The sequence below is a fragment of the Streptomyces angustmyceticus genome (assembly GCF_040701845.1).
In the GTDB taxonomy this organism is placed as follows: Bacteria; Actinomycetota; Actinomycetes; order Streptomycetales; family Streptomycetaceae; genus Streptomyces; species Streptomyces angustmyceticus_A.
The window spans coordinates 1-21,540 of record NZ_JBFBHQ010000029.1 but is presented as its reverse complement, the minus strand read 5'-3'; the positions used below and the strand labels follow the sequence as shown (position 1 = coordinate 21,540).

Here is a 21,540-nt window from a genome sequence, read left to right as displayed (position 1 = left end):
CGGCGCCCGCGGCCTGGGGGCGCCGCCCGGCGGGGCGGCGCCACCGGAGGCGGTCAGGACTTGCCGGCCTTCTTCTGGGCTTCCTTCAGCTGCTGCTCGGCGACCTTCGCGGCCTGGTCCTTGCCGCGCTGGGTGATCTGGCTGAACGCGTAGGCACCGCCGTCCCGGGCGATCTGCCGGGCCTTGGTCTCGGTGTTGGTGACGTCCTTGCCGTTGAGGTAGCCGGCGATGGTGAAGTAGGCGTAGCGGCCGGTGGCGTTGGTCGCCATCCGGCACTTGGTGCCCTGGCAGAAGTCCGCGGGGACGCCGGCGCCGGGCAGCGGCATGAGGTTCGCCCGGTTCTCGTTCATGACCTTGGCGGCCTTGGCGGGCGAGTCGAAGACCGCGACGCCGATGGTGACGGCGACGCCGCCCTTGGCGTACGTGGCGCGCAGCAGCTGCTTGCAGCCGTTGTGGGACAGCGAGGAGACCAGCGGCCCCTGGGCGCCGGCGGTGCAGTCCTTGGTGGTGGCGGTGCGGGTGCGGGGGTAGGCGTGCTCGCCGACGACCATGCTCTTCTGCGGGAAGAGGGTGGCGGGGGTGAGCGGCGCCGTGTCCTTCTTCGGGTCGGAGATGAAGTCCCGCGGGTTGGGCGGGGGCGGCACGGAGACGTCGGGGAAGTTCGGCTTGTCGTCCGGCGCCGCGGCCTGGTCGGACGCCGTGGGCGACGCCGCCGGGTTGCCGCCCGCGCCGCCGCTGCCGCCGCTCAGGACGGCGACGGTGACGATGCCGGCCACCGCGAGGGCCGCCAGCGCTCCGCCGCCGATCCACAGCAGGCGTTTGCGGCGGGACTGTGCCTCGCTCTCCTCGGCGAGTGCGCTCCAGTCCGGAGTGGACGACGAAGAACCCCCGGGGCCGTCGAACGGCCCCCCTTGCCCAAAGCTCATGCCGCGCATCCTAATGGGGTTGGTGGAATGCGGAACGGCCGGTCACAATCCCGCTCATGGGACATCTTGAGGCCGGACATCTGGAGTACTACCTGCCGGACGGGAGGGTCCTGCTGGGGGATGTGTCCTTCCGGGTGGGGGAGGGCGCGTCGGTCGCGCTGGTGGGGGCCAACGGCGCGGGCAAGACGACGCTGCTGCGGCTGATCGCGGGGGAGCTGCAGCCGCACGGCGGGGCGGTGACCGTCAGCGGCGGACTGGGCGTGATGCCGCAGTTCGTGGGCTCCGTACGGGACGAGCGCACGGTGCGCGACCTGCTGGTCTCCGTGGCGCAGCCGCCGATCCGGCAGGCGGCGGCCGCGGTCGACGCCGCCGAGCTGGCGATGATGACCGCCGAGGGCGACGACGAGGCCGCGCAGATGGCCTATGCCCAGGCGCTCAGCGACTGGGCCGAGGCGCGCGGCTACGAGGCCGAGACGGCCTGGGACATCTGCACGACGGCGGCGCTGGGGATGCCGTACGAGAAGGCGCAGTGGCGCAAGGTGCGCACGCTGTCCGGGGGCGAGCAGAAGCGGCTGGTGCTGGAGTCGCTGCTGCGCGGCCCGGACGAGGTGCTGCTGCTGGACGAGCCGGACAACTATCTGGACGTGCCCGGCAAGCGCTGGCTGGAGGAGCAGCTGCGGCAGACCCGTAAGACGGTGCTGTTCGTCTCCCACGACCGGGAGCTGCTGGCCCGGGCCGCGGAGAAGATCGTCAGCGTCGAGCCGGGGCCGGCGGGCTCCGACGTCTGGGTGCACGGCGCCGGCTTCGGCACCTACCACCAGGCGCGCAAGGAGCGCTTCGCCCGCTTCGAGGAGCTGCGGCGGCGCTGGGACGAGAAGCACGCGCAGCTGAAGAAGCTGGTGGTCTCGCTGCGGCAGGCGGCCTCGGTCAGCCATGAGCTGGCCTCGCGCTACGCGGCGGCGCAGACCCGGCTGCGGAAGTTCGAGGAGGCCGGGCCGCCGCCGGAGCCGCCGCGCGAGCAGGACATCACGATGCGGCTGCGCGGCGGACGTACCGGCGTCCGGGCGGTGACCTGCGAGAATCTGGCGCTCACCGGCCTGATGAAGCCGTTCGACCTGGAGATCTTCTACGGCGAGCGGGTCGCGGTCCTCGGCTCCAACGGCTCGGGCAAGTCCCACTTCCTGCGCCTGCTGGCCGGCGACGACGACAACCCCGTCGCGCACACCGGCAGCTGGAAGCTGGGCGCCCGGGTCGTCCCCGGCCACTTCGCGCAGACCCATGCCCACCCCGAGCTGCTGGGCCGCACCCTGCTCGACATCCTGTGGACCGAGCACGCCAGGGACAAGGGCCAGGCCATGTCGGCGCTGCGCCGCTACGAGCTGGAGCAGCAGGCCGAGCAGCGTTTCGAGCGGCTCTCCGGCGGCCAGCAGGCGCGCTTCCAGATCCTGCTGCTGGAGCTGTCCGGCACGACGGCCCTGCTGCTCGACGAGCCGACGGACAACCTGGACCTGGAGTCGGCGGAGGCGCTGCAGGAGGGGCTGGAGGCGTACGAGGGGACGGTGGTGGCGGTGACGCACGACCGGTGGTTCGCGCGGTCCTTCGACCGCTTCCTGGTGTTCGGCTCGGACGGGCTGGTCCGGGAGACCTCGGAGCCGGTGTGGGACGAGCGGCGGGTGGAGCGGCAGCGCTAGACGGTGCCTGCGGGTGGCCGGACCGGCACCGGTGGTGACCGTGCGGGGCGGCGGTACGGGGGCCGCACGCCGGTCCGGGGTGCGTTTTGACCCCGCTGGGGACGGCCCGGTATTCTGCTGGTTCGTTATGCGTATTGGCTTGCTCTATCTCACGTGAGGGGCCCTTACGCCGGTCCCTGGGCCGATGACCAGCGGCGGACGATCGGGTTGCGTCACCCGTAGTGCCGCCCTGCTGCGTGATCGGCCACGGCGGCCAGTACAGGACCCATTCACTCAGAAGCGAAGGCTAAGACGTGCGTACGTTCAGCCCCAAGCCCGGCGATGTCCAGCGCCAGTGGCACATCATTGACGCGCAGGACGTTGTCCTGGGCCGTCTGGCCAGCCAGGCCGCGTCCCTCCTGCGGGGCAAGCACAAGCCGGTCTACGCGCCGCACGTTGACACGGGTGACTTCGTCATCATCGTCAACGCCGACAAGGTGCACCTGTCCGGCAACAAGCGGACCCAGAAGATGGCCTACCGCCACTCGGGCTTCCCGGGTGGTCTGCGCTCCGTCCGCTACGACGAGCTGCTCGACAAGAACCCCGAGAAGGCCGTCGAGAAGGCCATCAAGGGCATGCTCCCCAAGAACACCCTCGGCCGTCAGATGCTCTCGAAGCTGAAGGTCTACGCGGGCGCCGAGCACCCGCACGCTGCGCAGCAGCCGGTCCCGTTCGAGATCACCCAGGTCGCGCAGTAAGTCCCGGCCACCCCCTAAGACGACAGAGAATTCTCAAGGAGCATCGTGGCTGAGACCACCCCCGAGACCCCGCTGGACGAGGTCGAGGAGTACACCACCGAGACCGAGGTCGTGGAGTCGGAGTACACCTCCGAGTCCCTCGCCTCCCGCTTCGGCGACCCGCAGCCGGCGGCCGGCCTGGGCCGTCGCAAGAACGCCATCGCCCGCGTCCGGATCGTCCCGGGCACCGGCCAGTGGAAGATCAACGGTCGCACCCTCGAGGGCTACTTCCCCAACAAGGTGCACCAGCAGGAAGTCAACGAGCCCTTCAAGGTGCTCGAGCTCGACAACCGCTACGACGTGGTTGCCCGCATCTCCGGCGGCGGCATCTCCGGCCAGGCCGGTGCGCTGCGCCTGGGCGTGGCCCGTGCGCTGAACGAGGCGGACGTGGACAACAACCGCGGCGCGCTGAAGAAGGCCGGATTCCTCAAGCGTGACGACCGTGCGGTCGAGCGCAAGAAGGCCGGTCTGAAGAAGGCCCGTAAGGCGCCGCAGTACAGCAAGCGCTAACCGCGCGCGCTGCACCATGCAGCTCTTGGCGAACGCCCCGGTGGCACCTCCGTGCTGCCGGGGCGTTCGGCTATCCGGGACCAGGGGCGTATACCTGGACTTCATGCTCTGGTCCAAGCTCATCTACTCGGAGGACACCAGTGGGACGACTCTTCGGCACTGACGGTGTGCGCGGTGTCGCCAATGCGGACCTGACGGCGGAGCTGGCGCTCGGTCTGTCGGTCGCTGCGGCGCATGTACTCGCCGAGGCGGGCACCTTCGAAGGTCACCGGCCGGTGGCGGTGGTCGGACGCGATCCACGCGCGTCCGGTGAATTCCTGGAGGCCGCGGTCGTCGCGGGCCTGGCCAGCGCCGGCGTGGACGTGCTGCGGGTGGGTGTGCTCCCGACCCCGGCGGTCGCCTATCTGACCGGCTCGCTCGGCGCGGACCTCGGCGTGATGCTCTCCGCCAGCCACAACCCGATGCCCGACAACGGCATCAAGTTCTTCGCCCGCGGCGGCCACAAGCTCGCCGACGAGCTGGAGGACCGCATCGAGGAGACCTACCGGGCGCACAGCTCCGGTGAGCCCTGGGAGCGGCCGACCGGCGCCGGCGTGGGCCGGGTCACCGTCTACGACGAGGGCTTCGACAACTACGTCGCGCACCTCGTCGGCGTGCTGCCCAACCGCCTCGACGGGCTGAAGATCGTCATCGACGGCGCCCACGGCGCGGCGGCCCGGGTCTCGCCCGAGGCCTTCGCGCGGGCCGGCGCCGAGGTCATCACGATCGGCACCGAGCCCGACGGCCTGAACATCAACGACGGCTGCGGCTCCACCCACCTGGGGCTGCTGCGCGCGGCCGTGGTCGAGCACGGCGCCGACCTCGGAGTCGCCCACGACGGCGACGCGGACCGCTGCCTGGCCGTGGACCGCGAGGGCAACGAGGTCGACGGCGACCAGATCCTGGCCGTCCTGGCGCTCGGGATGCGCGAGGCGGGGATGCTGCGCAAGAACACCGTCGTCGCCACCGTGATGTCCAACCTGGGCTTCAAGCTCGCCATGGAGCGGGCGGGCATCGACCTCGTGCAGACCGCGGTCGGCGACCGGTACGTCCTGGAGGAGATGAAGGCCCACGGCTTCGCGCTGGGCGGCGAGCAGTCCGGGCATGTGATCGTGCTGGACCACGCCACCACCGGCGACGGCACGCTGACGGGCCTGATGCTGGGCGCCCGGGTCGCCGCGACCGGCCGGTCGCTGGCCGAGCTGGCGGGCGTCATGGAGCGGCTGCCGCAGATCCTCATCAACGTCCCCGACGTCGACAGGTCGCGGGTGGCCACCGCTCCCGAGCTGACCACCGCGGTCGCCGAGGCGGAGCGGGAGCTGGGCGCCACCGGCCGGGTGCTGCTGCGACCGTCCGGCACCGAGCCGCTGGTCCGGGTGATGGTGGAGGCCGCGGACATCGAGCAGGCGCGGGCGGTCGCCGAGCGGCTGGCCGACGCGGTCAAGTCCGCGCTGGGCTAGCCCGGCGCTCCTGTCCCGGCACGGCGAAGGCCCCGGTCCCCGAATGGGGCGGGGCCTTCGCCGTGCGGGCGGGGCCGCGGGACGGCGTCTAGCCGGCCTTCTGCCGGGTGGCGTGCCGGGCCCACAGCAGCTTCTGGACGATCAGGGTCAGGGTGCCGGCCAGGACGATGCCCGCCAGGTTCAGCAGCAGCTGCTCCATGGAGTGCCAGGCCTGGCCGTAGGCGCGGTAGCCGAGCGCCACCGCGGCGTTGGCGGCGGCCGGGACGGTGGTCACGGAGATCGCCACACCGACCAGGGCGCCCGACTTCGCCGACGTCAGCGAGAGGACCCCGGCGACCCCGGCGAGCACCGCGACGACGAACGAGAACCAGTCGGGCCGGTAGATGAAGTTGGTGTTGGGGCGCGCGGCGGCCAGGTCCTCGACGTGGAAGAGGCCGACCGCGTCCATGAAGAGGCTGAAGCCCACGGTCACCGCCATCGCCACCGCGAACCCCACCAGCAGCGCCACCAGGGAGCGCCAGGCCAGCCGCGGCGCCCGCCGCACGAGCGCGGTGCAGATGCCGGCCAGCGGCCCGAACTCCGGGCCCACGGCCATCGCCCCGACGATCAGGATCGCGTTGTCGAGGACCACACCGCAGGCCGCGATCATCGTGGCGACCGTCAGGAACGCCAGATAGGTCGCGGAGAGCGTGGACTCCTCGTGGGTGGCGTCGGTCAGCGACTCCCACAGCACGGCGTCGGCGCCCTCGCCGGGGGCGTCGTCCGCCGCCCGCTCGGCCCGCCGGGAGAGCGACAGGTCGATGTTCTCCAGCGCGATCGAACCGGTCCGGTCCAGCTCCGCCGCCCGCAGCCCCGCCAGCAGGCCGTCGGCGGCCTCCCGGGCGACGTCGCACATCACCACGTCGCCCTGCGGGTCGCGGGCCGCCCCGCCGAGCACGACCAGGTGGGTCACCCCGACGGTCGTCTCCAGCAGCCGGAGCACCTCGTCGGTGCGGTTCCCGGGCACGATCAGGCGTAGATGCAGCACGGCGGGCGACTCCCTAGAGCTTGCGCAACGACAGGCGCTGCACCTTGTGGTCCGGCCCCTTGCGCAGCACCAGGTTGGCGCGGCCGCGGGTGGGGGCGACGTTCTGCTGCAGGTTGGGCTTGTTGACGGTGCGCCAGATCATGCGGGCGTAGTCGAGGGCCTCGTCCTCGGAGACCTGGGTGTACTTGCGGAAGTACGAGAACGGGTTCTGGAAGGCGGTCTCGCGCAGCTTGCGGAAGCGGCCGAGGTACCACTTCTCGATGTCCTCGGTGCGGGCGTCGACGTAGACGGAGAAGTCGAAGAAGTCGGCGAGCCCGAGGCGGGTGCGGCCGTCCTTGCCGGGCAGCGCCGGCTGCAGGACGTTCAGGCCCTCGACGATGAGGATGTCGGGGCGGTGCACGGTCAGCCGCTCGCCGGGCACGATGTCGTAGATCAGGTGGGAGTAGACCGGCGCGGTCACCTCGGCCTTGCCGGCCTTCACGTCCGCGACGAAGCGGGTCAGCGCCCGCCGGTCGTAGGACTCCGGGAAGCCCTTGCGGGACATCAGGCCGCGGCGGTGCAGCTCGCCGTTGGGGAACAGGAAACCGTCGGTGGTGACCAGCTCGACCCGCGGATGCTCGGGCCACCGCGCCAGCAGCGCCTGCAGCAGCCGGGCGGTGGTGGACTTCCCGACGGCCACGCTGCCCGCGACCCCGATGACGAACGGGGTGCCGGGCTGGGGGCCGCCGCCCGCGTCGCCGAGGAAGGTGTTCAGCGCGCCGCGCAGGTTGCTGGTGGCGCCGACGTAGAGGTTGAGGAGCCGGGACAGCGGGAGGTAGACGTCGCGTACCTCGTCGAGGTCGATGACGTCGCCCAGGCCCCGCAGTCGTTCGACCTCGTCGGCCGTCAGGGGCAGCGGGGTCTTCTCCCGCAGGGCGCTCCACTGCGCGCGCGTCAGATCGACGTACGGGGAGCGGTCGGCGCGGCGTCGTTGCTGCGGATCGGTCGTCAGGGGCACGGGCCCATTGTGCGCAGCCGCCACACGCCGTTCATCTCGGGGTGTCCGGCCGGGGTCTTGTGGGGAGGGTCTTGTGGACGTCGGGGACGGCTTGGGGGCTTCTCTGCCTGCGTGTCTGTACCCGGCGGATATTGCCCGGTACGGTCGGCTGCGGGGAGAGGCCCGGCTGCGGGCCGTGGACGAAACAAGGGGTGCGTGTGCGAGCGCGTAGGGCCGGCCTGCTGGGACAGCGGCCGTGGGGGAGGACCAGGGGCGCGGACGACGACCGGGCGGCCGGGGCCGTACCGGACGGATTCGCCGCACGGGTGTACGCGGAGCTCGCGGAGCAGCTCCCGGACGAGGACCTGGGCGAGGATCTCGACGACGTTCTGGAGGGCTTCGAACCGGGCAGCGGCCCGGGGGCGGACGCGGAGGCGGACGAGGAGTTCCTGGACACGGTGCACGAGGCGCACGCGCGGATAGCACGGGGGTATTGAGGGGCCCCGGCGTACGCTGCCCTCATGTGCGGAATCGTGGGATATGTGGGCGGGCAGAGCGCCCTGGACGTCGTCCTGGCCGGATTGAAGCGGCTGGAGTATCGCGGCTACGACTCGGCGGGTGTCGCCGTGCTGGCCGATGGCGGGCTGGCCGCGGCGAAGAAGGCCGGGAAACTCGCCAACCTGGAGAAGGAGCTGGCGGACCGTCCGCTGCCGGCCGGGGCGGCCGGTATCGGGCACACCCGGTGGGCCACCCATGGCGGGCCGACCGACGAGAACGCCCATCCGCATCTGGACAACGCCGGCCGGGTCTGCGTCGTGCACAACGGCATCATCGAGAACTTCGCCGGACTGCGCGCCGAACTCACCGACCGCGGGCACGAGTTGGCGTCCGAGACGGACACCGAGGTCGTGGCGCATCTGCTCGCCGAGGCCTACTCGTCCTGCGGTGAGCTGGCCGAGGCGATGCGGCAGGTGTGCCGGCAGCTGGAGGGCGCGTTCACGCTGGTCGCGGTGCACGCCGATGAGCCGGACGTGGTGGTCGGCGCGCGCCGGAACTCGCCGCTGGTGGTGGGTGTCGGGGACGGCGAGGCGTTCCTCGCCTCGGACGTGGCGGCGTTCATCGCGCACACCCGGGAGGCGATCGAGCTGGGCCAGGACCAGGTCGTGGAGCTGCGCCGGGAGGCGGTGACGGTCACCGACTTCGAGGGGGCGCCCGCCGAGGTGCGCGAGTACCACGTCGACTGGGACGCCTCGGCCGCCGAGAAGGGCGGCTACGACTACTTCATGCTCAAGGAGATCGCCGAGCAGCCGAAGGCCGTGGCCGACACGCTGCTGGGGCGCATCGACGCGTCGGGGGTGCTGTCCCTGGACGAGGTGCGGATCCCGCCGGCGGTGCTGCGCGAGGTCGACAAGGTCGTGATCGTGGCGTGCGGCACGGCGTACCACGCGGGGATGATCGCCAAGTACGCGATCGAGCACTGGACGCGGATCCCCTGCGAGACGGAGCTGGCGAGCGAGTTCCGCTACCGCGACCCGATCCTCGACCGGCGGACGCTGGTGATCGCCATCAGCCAGTCCGGCGAGACCATGGACACCCTGATGGCGCTGCGCCACGCCCGTGAGCAGGGCGCCAAGGTGCTGGCCATCTGCAACACCAACGGCTCGACCATCCCGCGGGAGTCGGACGCGGTGCTGTACACGCACGCCGGGCCGGAGGTCGCGGTGGCCTCCACCAAGGCGTTCCTGACCCAGCTGGTGGCCTGCTACCTGGTGGCGCTGTACGTCGCGCAGGTGCGGGGCACCAAGTGGGGCGACGAGATCCGTGACGTGGTGCGCGAACTCGCGGCCATCGGCACCCAGGTCGAGCAGGTGCTCGGGACGATGGAGCCGGTGCGGGCGCTGGCGCGCTCCCTCGCCGACAAGAACACCGTGCTGTTCCTGGGCCGGCACGTGGGCTACCCGGTGGCGCTGGAGGGCGCGCTGAAGCTCAAGGAGCTCGCGTACATGCACGCGGAGGGCTTCGCGGCCGGGGAGCTCAAGCACGGGCCGATCGCGCTGATCGAGGACGACCTGCCGGTGGTGGTGGTCGTGCCGTCGCCGCGCGGGCGGTCCGTCCTGCACGACAAGATCGTGTCGAACATCCAGGAGATCCGGGCCCGGGGCGCACGGACCATCGTGATCGCGGAGGAGGGCGACGAGACGGTGGTGCCCTACGCCGACCACCTGGTGCGCATCCCGCGGACGCCGGTGCTGCTGCAGCCGCTGGTGTCCACCGTCCCGCTGCAGGTGTTCGCCTGCGAGCTGGCCACCGCCCGCGGCAACGAGGTCGACCAGCCGCGCAACCTCGCCAAGTCGGTGACGGTGGAGTGATCATCGGGGTCGGGATCGACGTCGCGGAGATCGACCGCTTCGGCGCGGCGCTGGAGCGGACGCCGGAGCTGGCGCGGCGGTTGTTCCTCACGGAGGAGCTGATGCTGCCCAGCGGCGAGCGCCGCGGCATCGCGTCGCTGGCGGCCCGCTTCGCCGCCAAGGAGGCGCTGGCCAAGGCGCTCGGCGCGCCGAGCGGGCTGCACTGGACCGATGCCGAGGTGTACGTCGAGGACAGCGGGCAGCCGCGGCTGCGGGTGCGCGGGACCGTCGAGGCGCGCGCCAAGGAGCTCGGCGTCCGCGGCTGGCACGTGTCGCTGAGCCATGACGCGGGGGTCGCCTCCGCCGTGGTGATCGCGGAGGCGTGAGACCGCACGGCGCCCGTCCCCGCCCGCCGGGGACGGGCGCCGTCTTTGCCCGGGGGAAATCCGCCGCACCCCGTGGGCGAGGGGCGAGACTTGTCCGTATGAGGACTGCCTACAGCGTGGAGACCGTGCGGGCCGCGGAGCGAGAGCTCATGGCCCGCTTGCCCGAAGGGGCCCTGATGCAGCGGGCGGCGGCCGGACTGGCCGTCGCCTGCGCGGAGTTGCTGGGGCGGGTGTACGGCTCCCGGGTGGTGCTGCTGGTGGGTAGCGGCGACAACGGCGGGGACGCGCTGTACGCCGGCGCCCGGCTGGCGCGGCGCGGGGCCGGGGTGGCGGCCGTGCTGCTCTCCCCCGAACGGGCGCACCCCGGCGGGCTGGCCGCGCTGCGGGCGGCCGGGGGACGCGTCTCGGTCGATTCCGCGCGGGATCTCGCGCGGGCCGATCTGGTCGTGGACGGGATCGTCGGGATCGGGGGGCGGGGCGGGCTGCGCCCCCAGGCCGCGCAACTGGCGCGTACGGCATGGGAGTCGGCGCCGGTGCTCGCCGTCGACCTGCCCAGCGGGGTGGACGCGGACAGCGGGGAGGTGCACGGGGACGCCGTACGGGCCGATGCGACGGTGACGTTCGGCGCGTACAAGCCGGGGCTGCTGATCGATCCGGCGCGGGAGCGGGCCGGGGCGCTGCGGCTGGTCGACATCGGGCTGGAGCTGCCGCGGGAGGCCGACGCGGAGGCGTTGCAGCATGCGGACGTGGCGGAGCTGCTGCCGCGTCCGGCGCCCGAGAGCGACAAGTACCGGCGGGGTGTGGTCGGGGTGGTCGCCGGGTCCGCGCGGTACCCGGGGGCGGCGGTGCTCGCGGTGGCCGGTGCGCTGCGAGGCGGCGCGGGGGCCGTGCGCTATGTCGGGCCGGCCGCCGAGGCGGTGCTCGCGCACTTCCCGGAGACGCTGGTGCACGCCGGGCCGCCGGACAAGGCGGGCCGGGTGCAGTCGTGGGTCATCGGCCCCGGTCTCGGCGAGGAGTCGGACGCGCTGGAGGACGTGCTGGCGGCCGAGGTTCCGGTGCTGGTGGACGCGGACGGGCTGCGGTTCCTGACGCCGGAGCGGGTCCGGGAGCGGGCGGCGGGGACGTTGCTGACGCCGCACGCGGGGGAGGCCGCCGCGCTGCTCGGGCGCGGACGCGAGGAGGTCGAGGCGGCGCGGCTGGCCTGTGCACGGGAGTTGGCGGCGCACTACGGCGCCACGGTGCTGCTCAAGGGCTCGACGACGCTGGTGGCGGACGCGGCGGGGCCGGTGCGGGTCAACCCCACCGGGACCGGCTGGCTGGCGACGGCCGGGAGCGGGGACGTGCTGTCGGGGGTGACGGGGGCGTTGCTCGCCGCGGGACTGACCACGCGGGACGCGGGATCGGTCGGTGCGTATCTGCACGGGCTGGCGGCCCGCCGGGCGGCCGGGCCGGCCGGCGCACCGATCCTGGCCTCGGAGGTCGCGGCCCATCTCCCGGCCGCCTGGCGCGATGTGACGGACTGACAGAAGGCGGCGGGCCGGCGTTACGCCCCGCGGGGGAATGGGGCGGGCACCAGGGCGAACCTGGCGCGCATCGCGCGCAGCGGCCGCGCGGCCACGGCATGCGTCAGGGCATGAAACGCACTCTTCCCGCGCTGCTGGTCTGCGCCTCGCTGCTCGTCGCCGCCGGGCCGCCCGCGGTGGCCGCGGCGCCGTCGCCCGTCTCGCGCGCGGTCCCCGGGCCCGCCCCGTACCCGGCCTTCGACCTGGTCCCCGGCATCGCGCGCGAGCTGCGCGCGGCGGCGCAGGAGACGCCCGGCCGGGCGCAGACGCGGGGGCAGCGGTGGCACATCGAGCGCGTGCCGCGGCCCGAGGCGGTGCGCCCCGGCGCCGTGACGGTGGCGTGCAGCCGGTCCACCGGGCCCTACCAGCGGCAGGCGGAGCGCTATCTGGGGCGGCAGGTGGACGGGCGGCAGAGCACGGGGGACTGCCGGGCGATCCGGCGGTTCCAGCAGGCGCACCGCATCGCGCCGGCGTCCGGGTTCGCCGGGCCGGTCACGGGCCAGATGGTGCGGCTGATGAAGGCCAGGAAGAACCCCAACCGGGCCGGGCACTGCCCGGACCGTCCGGAGCGGACGGTCTGCGCCGATCTGAACCGGCAGCTGCTGTGGGTCCAGCAGGACGGGCGGGTGATCTTCGACCCGGTCGTGATGCGCTCCGGTGCGCCGACGATGGAGACCCGCACCGGTACGTACCGCATCTACATGCGACACCGGCACCACATTTCCAACCTGTACCACACGTCCATGCCGTTCGCGCAGTTCTTCGACCGCGGGGAGGCCCTGCACGCCGTCTACGACGACATCTACCAGGGGCCGGGCTCGCACGGCTGCGTCAACCTCACATGGGAGGACGCGCGGAAGCTGTGGGATCTGCTGAAGAAGCAGGACATCGTGTACGTCTGGGGGCGGAAACCCGGCGTGTGAGCACGGTTTCCCCGCCCGTCCCCCGGGGCGTCGAGGCGGCGCCTGCGACACTGAGGGGGATGAACGAGACAGCGAAGCGTGCCCGTGCCGCCATCGACGTCGCCGCCGTGCGGTCGAACGTCCGTGCGCTGCGGGCCCGTGCACCCCGGGCAGAGCTGATGGCCGTGGTCAAGTCCGACGGCTACGGGCACGGCGCGGTGCGCTGCGCGCGCGCCGCCCGTGAAGCCGGTGCGGGCTGGCTGGGCACGGCCCTGCCCGAGGAGGCGTTCGCGCTGCGTGCGGCCGGTGACACCGGGCGCCTGATGTGCTGGCTGTGGACGCCGGGCGGCCCCTGGCGGCGGGCGATCGAGGAGGACATCGACGTCGCGGTGAGCGGGCTGTGGGCGCTTCGCGAAGTGACCGCGGCGGCCCGGGAGTGCGGCCGCACCGCCCGCGTCCAGCTCAAGGTCGACACCGGACTCGGCCGCAACGGCTGCCCGCCCGCCAACTGGCCCGAACTCACCGCGGCGGCCCGCGCCGCCGAGGCCGGGGGCGCGCTGACCGTCACCGGCGTCTGGTCGCACTTCGCCTGCGCCGACGAGCCCGGCCACCCCTCGATCGCCGCCCAGCTGGACGTCTTCCACGAGGCGCTGAAGACCGCAGAGACGGCCGGACTGCGCCCCGAGGTGCGGCACATCGCCAACACCCCGGCGCTGCTGACGCTGCCCGAGGCGCACTTCGACCTGGTCCGCACCGGCATCGGCATCTACGGGATCTCGCCCAGCCCCGAACTCGGCACCTCCCAGGAGCTCGGGCTGCGGCCGGCGATGACGCTGGAGGCCTCGCTCGCGTCGGTCAAGCGGGTGCCCGGCGGCCACGGCGTGTCGTACGGGCACCAGTACACGACGCCCGGGGAGACCACCCTGGCGCTGATCCCGCTGGGCTACGCCGACGGCGTCCCGCGGCACGCCTCCGGCGTCGGCCCCGTGCTGGTCGCCGGCAAGTGGCGGACGGTCGCCGGGCGGATCGCGATGGACCAGTTCGTCGTCGACCTCGGCGGCGAGCACGCCGAGCCGGGCGATACGGCCGTGCTGTTCGGCCCCGGGGACCGCGGCGAGCCGACCGCGGAGGACTGGGCCGGGGTGGCCGGAACCATCGGGTATGAGATCGTCACCCGGATCGGATCCCGCGTGCCGCGCGTCTATGTGGACAGCGGCACACGAAGCGAAGCCGAAGGGGACAGCGCGCTCACGGGGGGCACGGCATGACCGACGGACAGGAGGCCGCCGCGCAGGCGGTCGAGACGGCGGCCGAGGTGGCCGGCAACTGGGCACGCGCGGGCCGGCACGCCGGTTTCGCCGGCGCCGCGATCGGCGTGGTCGCGGCGGGCGCCGCCGCCGGGGTGGCGATAGAGCGGCTGACGGTCGGCCGCGGCATGCGGCGCCGCGCCCGGCTCGCCCTGGACGCCGCGGGCCCCTACGGCACGCTGCGCGGCACCCCTGGCGCCGCGATCGCCGAGGACGGCACCGAGCTGTACTACGAGGTCGACGAGCCGGGCCCGCCGGAGAAGGACGACGCGGGCAAGCCCGCGGTGAACGGCAAGCACGCCAAGCACGGCAAGAGCGACCGGTCCGCCAAGCCGGTCCGCGGCAAGGAAGCACGCGCCGCGCAGGAGGCCCACGGCGGCCTGCGCAAGCGGCTGACGGCGGCGCTGGGGCGGCGCTCGGCGGCCCCCACGGTCGTCTTCAGCCACGGCTACTGCCTGAGCCAGGACTCCTGGCACTTCCAGCGCTCCGCGCTGCGCGGCACGGTGCGCACCGTCCACTGGGACCAGCGCAGCCACGGCCGCTCCTCGCGCGGTCACGGCCAGATCGACGGTACGGAACCGGTCACCATCGACCTGCTGGGCCGCGACCTGAAGGCGGTGCTGGACGCCGCGGTGCCCGAGGGCCCGATCGTGCTGGTCGGGCACTCCATGGGCGGGATGACGGTGATGGCGCTGGCCGACCAGTTCCCCGAGTACGTCGCGGAGCGGGTGGTCGGGGTGGCCCTGATCGGCACCTCCGCCGGCCGGCTCAGCGAGGTCGGGTTCGGGCTGCCGTCCATGGGCGTCAAGGCCTTCCACTGGCTCGCGCCGGGCGTCCTCAAGGCGCTCGGCTGGCAGCGCGAGATCGTCGAGCGCGGACGGCGGGCCACCGCCGACCTCTTCGCCGGGCTGATCAAGCGGTACTCGTTCGGGACGCCGGAAAAGGTGGACCCGGGCATCGCCCGCTTCGGCGAGCGGCTGATCGAGGCGACCCCGATCGATGTGGTCGCCGAGTTCTTCCCGGCGTTCGCGGTGCACGACAAGACCGAGGCGCTGGTGGCGTACGACGCGGTGCCCGCGCTGGTGCTCGCCGGGGAGAGCGATCTGATCACTCCCGCCGACCACAGCCGGACGATCGCCGAGGTGCTGCCGCACGCGGAGATGGTGTGCGTCCCCGGCGCCGGGCATCTGGTGATGCTGGAGCGGCCCGAGCTGGTCAACGAGCACCTGGTGTCGCTGGTGGAGCGGGCGAGCGCGGCGGCCCGCAGCTCGCGGCACGCCCGCGCCTGAGGCCACGGGGCCTGCCGGGCAGCGGCCCGGCAGGCGCGCCAGGTCCGCCGGGGGAGCGGGCCGGGCGGCGGGTCCGGCAGCCGTCGCGCCGGGGCGTCGTACGCGGCCGGGCGGGGCCCCGGCGGGCGGGACGTACCATTTGCGGCATGAGCACCACCGGAGCGATTGCGCACGTGACCGTCAAGTCCCCCGAACAGATGCAGGAGTTGGGCCGCCGGCTGGCCCCGCTGCTGCGCCCCGGCGACCTGGTGCTGCTCACCGGTGAGCTGGGCGCCGGCAAGACCACGCTGACCCGCGGCCTGGGGGAGGGGCTGGGCGTGCGCGGCGCCGTGACCTCGCCCACCTTCGTCATCGCCCGGGTGCACCCCTCGCTGACCGGCGGCCCCGCGCTGGTGCACGTCGACGCCTACCGGCTCGGCGGCGGGCTGGACGAGATGGAGGACCTGGACCTCGATGTCTCGCTGCCGGAGTCGGTGGTGGTCGTGGAGTGGGGCGAGGGCAAGGTCGAGGAGCTGTCCGAGGACCGGCTGCACGTGGTCATCGGGCGCGCCGTGGGGGCCGAGGCGCCGGGCGGCGCGGACGGGCTCGTCGCGGACGACGTGGACGATGTGCGCGAGGTGACGGTCACCGGCCTCGGCGCCCGCTGGGCGGACGCCGGCCTGCCCGCGCTGGAGGCCTGCTGACCCCGCCCGCGCCCGGGACCTGCCGAGGGCGCATGGGCCCGCTGGCAGCGGGGAGGCGGCCGGGACGGCGTGGACCTGCGCGCCCGCGATCCCGCCACCCGTCCCGGTAGTTTCCGACAAGCCGTCGGTAAGATGTTGCGTACCCGGTGCCGGGCGTGGTGACATGGGTGGAGACCCCAGTTAGGTCTGCCTAAGTAGCGAGCCTAGCTTCTGTCGCTCGTCCCAGGAGCCCCGGGAGGCGTCCATGTCGGCCCACCAGCCCTCCCCCACGCCCGAAGGGCGCGGGAGTGCCCCCTTCGCGGCGGACGGGCGCGCCGAGCACGAGGCGCGCGAGACGCCGACCATGAACGAACTGCTCGCGGCCTGCGCCGCCGCCAGCGCCGTCTCCACGCCCCCCGACGACGCCGGCGAGGCCCGTCGGAGCGGATCCCCGGCGAACGCGCCGGAAGCGGAGGGCGCACCGGACGAGGAGAACCCGGCAGGTCCGGGGACCGCGTCCACCGGCGGCCGCGACGCGGCGTAGCCCGTTAGGGCGAAGGACGGCGGCCCCGCGCGGTCAGGAGACCACGACGACCTTGGTGCCGTGCAGCGCGAAGTCCCACATCGCCCTGCCGTCCTCCCGCGACTCACGGATGCCACCGGTCTTCTTCGCCGAGCCCGGCTCCGGCATGGAGCCGTCGACGGCCGCGCTGAAGCCGATGGTGACGCCGTCCACCGCGGCGAACCGCACCACATGCTCGATCGCGATGCCGTCCGAACCCGTCACGCTCACCGACCGCGAGGCGACCGCGTACGCCCCCAGCGCCGGGCTCACCGCGCTCGGCGCGACCCGGTACGTGCGCTGTGCCCTGTCGTTGGCGTCGACCAGCCAGACCCGCTTGGCGTCCAGCGAGTAGACGATCCGCCGGCCCTTGCCGGACGCGTCGGGGACCGGGGCCGGCGCGGGGGCCTTGTCCTTCTTGTCCCGCTCCCGGTGGCTCTTGGGCGTGCTGTGGTGGCCGGCCTTGCGGGCCTGGGTGAGGGTGTCCGGAGCGGACGCCGCGGCCTGGTAGCCGAGCACACCGACCACGACCACGGCGGCCGTGGTCAGCGCGGTGACGATCGTGCTGCTCTTAGCGGGCACCGCTGTGCCACCTTTCCTCCCTCTCCCTGCCACCGGCGGGGAGCCCCGGGCCTTGGAACGCCGGGCTGCTTGCTGCTGGGCTACGGGGCGACGGTAGCACCGCGACGGGTACCGCCCGCCGAGCCGTAGTCTTGAGGACGTGCTGCTGCTAGCTCTTGACACCGCCACCCCCGCCGTCACCGTCGCGCTCCACGACGGCACCCGGGTCCTCGCCGAGTCCCGCCAGGTCGATGCGCGCCGCCACGGCGAGCTGCTGCTGCCCGCCGTCGACCGGGTGCTGGCCGAGGCCGGACGGAAACTCGACGACGTCAGCGACATCGTGGCCGGCGTGGGCCCGGGACCGTACACCGGTCTGCGGGTCGGCCTGGTGACCGCCGCGACCTTCGGGGCGGTGCTCGGCGTGCCCGTCCACGGCCTGTGCAGCCTGGACGGCCTCGCCTACGCCTCCGGGCTCACCGAGCCCTTCGTGGTGGCCACCGACGCCCGCCGCAAAGAGGTCTACTGGGCGCGCTACGAGGCCGGCACCTCGCCCGGCGACCACCCCGCGACGAGCGGCTCCGCCGCGCCCCGCCGGATCACCCGCCTGACCGAGCCCGCCGTCGACCGCCCCGCGGACATCGCCGAGCAGGTGGCCGGCGTCCCGGCCGTGGGCGCGGGCGCCGTGCTCTACGACACGGTCTTCACCGGGCTGCGGCGCGAGGCCCCCGAGCACCAGTCCGCCGGGGCGCTGGCCGCGCTGGCCGCCGCGAAGCTGGCCGCGGGCGAGGAGCTGCCCGCCCCGCAGCCGATGTACCTGCGCCGCCCGGACGCCCAGGTGCCCGCCAACTACAAGGTGGTCACTCCCCGGTGACCACCAGCCCGTCGCCCGACCGGCGCCCCGCGGCGGCCCCGCCGCCCGGCGCGGCCGCTCCGCAGGACGCGTCGCTGCGCGAGATGCGCTGGTGGGACATCGCGCCGGTGCTGGAGCTGGAGCGGGAGCTGTTCCCCGAGGACGCCTGGTCGCCGGGCATGTTCTGGTCCGAGCTGGCCCATGCGCGCGGCCCGTACGCCACTCGCCGCTACCTCGTCGCCGAACTGGAGGCGCCGCCGCGCAGTGGCGACGACGAGGGGCGGCGGTCGGGTGGCGGGCGGGGCCGCCGGCTGGTCGGCTACGGCGGGCTGGCCGCCGTCGACGGCACCGGCGACATCCAGACCATCGCCACCGCCCGCGAGATGTGGGGCACCGGCCTCGGCGCCCGGCTGCTGACCGAACTCCTCGGTGCCGCGACGGACTTCGAATGCCACGAGGTGCTGCTGGAGGTGCGGGTCGACAACGTACGGGCCCAGCGCCTCTACGAACGCTTCGGCTTCGAGCCGATCGGTTTCCGCCGCGGCTACTACCAGCCCGGCAACGTCGACGCCCTCGTCATGCGCCGCACCACCCAGACCTCCTCCGAAGCACCCTCCGTACAAGGAACTTGACACTCATGGCTGACTCACGCGGCGGACCGCTCGTCCTCGGCATCGAGACCTCCTGCGACGAGACCGGTGTCGGCATCGTCCGCGGCCACACCCTCCTCGCCGACGCGGTCGCCTCCAGCGTCGACGAGCACGCCCGCTTCGGCGGCGTGGTGCCGGAGGTGGCCTCGCGCGCCCACCTGGAGGCGATGGTCCCCACCATCCAGCGCGCCCTGAAGGACGCCGGGGTCGCGGCGAGCGACCTGGACGGGATCGCGGTCACCGCGGGACCGGGCCTGGCCGGCGCGCTCCTGGTCGGTGTCTCGGCCGCGAAGGCGTACGCCTACGCCCTCGGCAAGCCGCTGTACGGCGTCAACCACCTCGCCTCGCACATCTGCGTCGACCAGCTGGAGCACGGCCCGCTGCCGGAGCCCACGATGGCGCTGCTGGTGTCCGGTGGCCACTCCTCCCTCCTGCTGGCCCCGGACATCACCTCCGACGTACGGCCGCTGGGCTCGACGATCGACGACGCGGCCGGCGAGGCGTTCGACAAGATCGCGCGGGTGCTGAACCTCGGCTTCCCCGGCGGCCCGGTCATCGACCGCTACGCCCGCGAGGGCAACCCCGACGCGATCCGCTTCCCGCGCGGGCTGACCGGCCCCCGCGACCCGGTCTACGACTTCTCCTTCTCCGGCCTGAAGACCGCCGTGGCCCGCTGGATCGAGGCCAAGCGGGCGGCCGGCGAGGAGGTGCCGGTGGCGGACGTCTCGGCGTCCTTCCAGGAGGCCGTGGTGGACGTGCTGACCCGTAAGGCCGTCCGGGCCTGCAAGGACAACGGCGTGGACCACCTGATGATCGGTGGCGGCGTCGCGGCCAACTCCCGGCTGCGGGCGATGGCCCAGCGCCGCTGCGAGGACGCCGGGATCACCCTGCGGGTGCCGCGGCCCAAGCTGTGCACCGACAACGGCGCGATGGTCGCCGCCCTGGGCGCCGAGATGGTGTCACGGGGCCGGTCCGCCTCCGCCTGGGACCTCTCCGCCGACTCGTCCCTGCCGGTCACCGAACCGCATGTGCCCGGCGAGGAGCCGGCCGCCGCCGCGCACCACCACGACCACGACCACGTCCACGAGACGAGCAAGGACAACCTCTACTCCTGAGGCCGCGCGAGGGCTCGTTTTGTCGTGTCGCGAGTCCTCGCGCCGTCCCCGGCGCGAGCTCCGGCCAGAGGTCTTACCCTGGCAGGCAGCACCGGGCGCGCACGTGGGGAGGCGGCAGGCTGTGGACTGGTTCTGGTGGGTCTTCGTCTTCTTCATGGCGGGCGGCTTCGCGAAGGTCGCCGACACCGCCCGTACGGCGCTGCGCACGCGGCACGAACGCAAGATGGAGCGGCTGGAGACCGCCCGTCAGGAACGGCAGGAGCTGGCCGCCGCGCAGCAGCCGCCGCAGCCGGTGTGCGGCTGCACCCACCACCTCGCCAAGCATGACAAAAAGGGCAAGTGTCATGAGCTGGTGGAGGTCGCGGTCGCCTGGGACGCCGATCGCAAACCGGTGCAGTACGAGGCGGGCCAGTGCACCTGCCAGCAGTACATCGGACCGCAGCCGCTCTCCCAGATCTACGCCGAGGACCTCACCGACCTGGCGTGAGGGCCGCTCAGGGCGCGTCCGCGGCCGGGTGCCCCAGCAGCATCGTGGGGGCGCCGGCCACCCGGGTCAGGAAGATCGTGCAGGAGTTGCGGCCGCCGCCGAGCTTCAGCTTCCTGCGCAGCTCCTCCGGCTCCACCGCCGAACCACGCTTCTTGATCACCGCGATGCCGACCTCGCGCTCCCGCAGCAGCGCCTTGAGCCGCTTGACGTGGAACGGCAGCACATCGGTGATCGCGTAGGCGGTCGCGTACGGCGTTTCGGCCAGCCGGTCCGCGGTCAGGTACGCGATCGTCGGGTCGATCAGCCGCCCGTCGATCTCCCGGGCGACGTCCGCGACCAGATGCGCGCGGATCACCGCCCCGTCCGGCTCGTACAGCCAGTCCCCGACGGGGCCCGGCTCGGGATCCGGCAGCCCCGCGCCGAGCAGCGAGTCCCCGGCCGGCAGCAGCGTGGCACGGCGGCCGCCGGGCGTGATGCGCCCCGCCCCGCCCTGCGCCGCGCCGAACCACACCACGGCCTCCTTGACGTCACCCCCGTCCGAGATCCACTCCGTCTCGGCGTCCTCGGGCAGCGCGTCGTGCGGCACCCCCGGCGCGATCTTCAGCGCCGCGACGGGAGCCTTACGGGCCGCCTCGACGGCCCAGGACAGCGGCGGCGAGTACGCCTCGGGGTCGAAGATCCGCCCACCCGTCGCCCGGCCACCGCCCCCCAACGAGGCGCTGCGCGCCGCCCCCTTCGTCGTCGCCTTGCCGCGCCGCGCCGGATCCACGAACACCGCGTCATATCCCGCCGTGTCCACCTCCGTCACGTCCGCGCAGCGCACCTCGATCAGCTCCGCGAGCCCCAGCGCCTCGGCATTGGCCCGCGCCGCCGCGCAGGCCAGCGGGTCACGGTCGACGGCCAGCACCCGGATCCCGGCCCGGGCCAGCGCGAGCGCGTCGCCGCCGATGCCGCAGCACAGGTCCGCCAGCGTCCGCACGCCCAGCGCCGCGAGCCGCTCGGCGCGGTGGGCGGCGACCGTGGCCCGGGTGGACTGCTCCACGCCGTTCGGCGTGAAGTACATCCGGCCCGCGTCCGCCCCGAACTTCGCTGCCGCGCGCTGCCGAAGCCGGGCCTGGCCCAGCGCGGCCGAGACCAGTGCCGCGGGGTGCGTGCGCCGCAGCCGGGTGGCTGCCGCCAGCTCGTCCGACGGGGTGTGGTCCCGCAACTCGGCCAGCAAGGTCTGGCCTTCCGGGGTCAGCAGGTCGGCGAAGGTGTCGACATCGTTCACGATGTCATTGTCCTCCCACGTTTTTGGCTTTCCCGCCGTGGGTTTCGCTGCGCTTGGCTTTCGGCCCACGTTTTTGGCTTTCCCGCCGTGGGGTTGCTCGCCGTTTGCCGCCCGCTGCGCGGTGCGCCCGCGTTTGCGCCTGCGGCGGGCGGGGTCCGCGGTGCCGCTGCGCGGGGCTGGTGCG

22 protein-coding genes are annotated in these 21,540 nt (G+C 73.6%); 17 read left to right on the top strand and 5 right to left on the bottom strand.

The features are described from left to right. Nucleotides 1–53 precede the first annotated feature (53 nt). Complete coding sequence (locus AB0411_RS33145) at nt 54–926, bottom strand: hypothetical protein (protein WP_366420981.1); 873 nt, start codon at nt 924–926, stop codon at nt 54–56. A gap of 56 nt (nt 927–982) precedes the next feature. Between AB0411_RS33145 and AB0411_RS33140 the strand changes: the two genes are divergently transcribed. From AB0411_RS33140 to glmM, 4 genes are all read left to right on the top strand, one after another. Next, nucleotides 983–2,617, top strand: a complete 1,635-nt coding sequence (locus AB0411_RS33140; protein ID WP_366420980.1) for an ABC-F family ATP-binding cassette domain-containing protein — start codon at nt 983–985, stop codon at nt 2,615–2,617. A 293-nt stretch (nt 2,618–2,910) separates the two neighbouring features. Further along, nucleotides 2,911–3,354, top strand: coding sequence for a 50S ribosomal protein L13 (rplM, locus tag AB0411_RS33135; RefSeq protein ID WP_361318349.1), 444 nt, complete (start codon nt 2,911–2,913; stop codon nt 3,352–3,354). Between the two features lie 45 nt (nt 3,355–3,399). Next, nucleotides 3,400–3,903 (top strand): 30S ribosomal protein S9, encoded by a 504-nt coding sequence (rpsI, locus tag AB0411_RS33130; RefSeq protein WP_086719508.1) that lies wholly within the window; start codon nt 3,400–3,402, stop codon nt 3,901–3,903. Nucleotides 3,904–4,043: 140 nt separating this feature from the next. Continuing rightward, nucleotides 4,044–5,402 (top strand): phosphoglucosamine mutase, encoded by a 1,359-nt coding sequence (glmM, locus tag AB0411_RS33125; protein WP_366420979.1) that lies wholly within the window; start codon nt 4,044–4,046, stop codon nt 5,400–5,402. An 88-nt stretch (nt 5,403–5,490) separates the two neighbouring features. Here glmM and AB0411_RS33120 read toward each other — a convergent pair whose 3' ends face one another. Both AB0411_RS33120 and coaA read right to left on the bottom strand, forming a co-directional pair. Beyond that, on the bottom strand, nt 5,491–6,429 hold the full coding sequence (locus AB0411_RS33120) for a DUF389 domain-containing protein (protein WP_366420978.1): 939 nt from the start codon (nt 6,427–6,429) through the stop codon (nt 5,491–5,493). Nucleotides 6,430–6,442: 13 nt separating this feature from the next. Next, nucleotides 6,443–7,426, bottom strand: coding sequence for a type I pantothenate kinase (coaA, locus tag AB0411_RS33115; protein ID WP_366420977.1), 984 nt, complete (start codon nt 7,424–7,426; stop codon nt 6,443–6,445). A gap of 197 nt (nt 7,427–7,623) precedes the next feature. On the opposite strand from coaA, the gene AB0411_RS33110 reads away from it, so the two are divergent. The 9 genes from AB0411_RS33110 to AB0411_RS33070 all read left to right on the top strand — a co-directional run bounded on the left by AB0411_RS33110 (nt 7,624) and on the right by AB0411_RS33070 (nt 16,405). Continuing rightward, the gene (locus AB0411_RS33110) at nt 7,624–7,902 is read left to right on the top strand and encodes a hypothetical protein (RefSeq protein ID WP_366420976.1); all 279 of its coding nucleotides are present in this window, start codon (nt 7,624–7,626) and stop codon (nt 7,900–7,902) included. Nucleotides 7,903–7,926: 24 nt separating this feature from the next. Next, nucleotides 7,927–9,774, top strand: coding sequence for a glutamine--fructose-6-phosphate transaminase (isomerizing) (glmS, locus tag AB0411_RS33105; RefSeq protein ID WP_366420975.1), 1,848 nt, complete (start codon nt 7,927–7,929; stop codon nt 9,772–9,774). After that, nucleotides 9,771–10,139, top strand: coding sequence for a holo-ACP synthase (locus tag AB0411_RS33100; RefSeq protein WP_366420974.1), 369 nt, complete (start codon nt 9,771–9,773; stop codon nt 10,137–10,139). Before glmS ends, AB0411_RS33100 begins: the two co-directional genes overlap by 4 nt. 98 nt (nt 10,140–10,237) lie before the next feature. Continuing rightward, entirely contained in the window at nt 10,238–11,662 is a 1,425-nt protein-coding gene (locus AB0411_RS33095; RefSeq protein WP_366420973.1) for an NAD(P)H-hydrate dehydratase, read from the top strand. Between the two features lie 110 nt (nt 11,663–11,772). Then, nucleotides 11,773–12,624: a L,D-transpeptidase gene (locus tag AB0411_RS33090; RefSeq protein WP_366420972.1), complete on the top strand. Its 852-nt coding sequence runs from the start codon at nt 11,773–11,775 to the stop codon at nt 12,622–12,624. Between the two features lie 59 nt (nt 12,625–12,683). Next, nucleotides 12,684–13,871 (top strand): alanine racemase, encoded by a 1,188-nt coding sequence (alr, locus tag AB0411_RS33085; protein WP_366420971.1) that lies wholly within the window; start codon nt 12,684–12,686, stop codon nt 13,869–13,871. Further along, on the top strand, nt 13,868–15,199 hold the full coding sequence (locus AB0411_RS33080) for an alpha/beta fold hydrolase (protein WP_366420970.1): 1,332 nt from the start codon (nt 13,868–13,870) through the stop codon (nt 15,197–15,199). Before alr ends, AB0411_RS33080 begins: the two co-directional genes overlap by 4 nt. A 146-nt stretch (nt 15,200–15,345) precedes the next feature. After that, the gene (gene tsaE / locus AB0411_RS33075) at nt 15,346–15,882 is read left to right on the top strand and encodes a tRNA (adenosine(37)-N6)-threonylcarbamoyltransferase complex ATPase subunit type 1 TsaE (protein WP_366420969.1); all 537 of its coding nucleotides are present in this window, start codon (nt 15,346–15,348) and stop codon (nt 15,880–15,882) included. A gap of 244 nt (nt 15,883–16,126) precedes the next feature. Beyond that, entirely contained in the window at nt 16,127–16,405 is a 279-nt protein-coding gene (locus tag AB0411_RS33070; RefSeq protein ID WP_366420968.1) for a hypothetical protein, read from the top strand. Between the two features lie 33 nt (nt 16,406–16,438). On the opposite strand, the gene AB0411_RS33065 is transcribed toward AB0411_RS33070, so the two are convergent. Next, complete coding sequence (locus tag AB0411_RS33065; RefSeq protein WP_366420967.1) at nt 16,439–17,005, bottom strand: hypothetical protein; 567 nt, start codon at nt 17,003–17,005, stop codon at nt 16,439–16,441. Nucleotides 17,006–17,144: 139 nt separating this feature from the next. Between AB0411_RS33065 and tsaB the strand changes: the two genes are divergently transcribed. The 4 genes from tsaB to AB0411_RS33045 all read left to right on the top strand — a co-directional run bounded on the left by tsaB (nt 17,145) and on the right by AB0411_RS33045 (nt 20,086). Continuing rightward, the gene (gene tsaB, locus AB0411_RS33060) at nt 17,145–17,855 is read left to right on the top strand and encodes a tRNA (adenosine(37)-N6)-threonylcarbamoyltransferase complex dimerization subunit type 1 TsaB (protein ID WP_366420966.1); all 711 of its coding nucleotides are present in this window, start codon (nt 17,145–17,147) and stop codon (nt 17,853–17,855) included. 83 nt (nt 17,856–17,938) lie between these two features. Further along, complete coding sequence (rimI, locus tag AB0411_RS33055) at nt 17,939–18,466, top strand: ribosomal protein S18-alanine N-acetyltransferase (RefSeq protein WP_366421007.1); 528 nt, start codon at nt 17,939–17,941, stop codon at nt 18,464–18,466. A 5-nt stretch (nt 18,467–18,471) separates the two neighbouring features. Continuing rightward, entirely contained in the window at nt 18,472–19,599 is a 1,128-nt protein-coding gene (gene tsaD / locus AB0411_RS33050; protein WP_366420965.1) for a tRNA (adenosine(37)-N6)-threonylcarbamoyltransferase complex transferase subunit TsaD, read from the top strand. A gap of 121 nt (nt 19,600–19,720) precedes the next feature. Continuing rightward, a complete protein-coding gene (locus AB0411_RS33045) occupies nt 19,721–20,086 on the top strand; it encodes a hypothetical protein (protein WP_340484920.1) in 366 nt (121 codons plus the stop codon). Nucleotides 20,087–20,093: 7 nt separating this feature from the next. On the opposite strand, the gene AB0411_RS33040 is transcribed toward AB0411_RS33045, so the two are convergent. Further along, nucleotides 20,094–21,356, bottom strand: coding sequence for a class I SAM-dependent methyltransferase (locus AB0411_RS33040; RefSeq protein WP_366420964.1), 1,263 nt, complete (start codon nt 21,354–21,356; stop codon nt 20,094–20,096). Nucleotides 21,357–21,540: the final 184 nt, after the last annotated feature.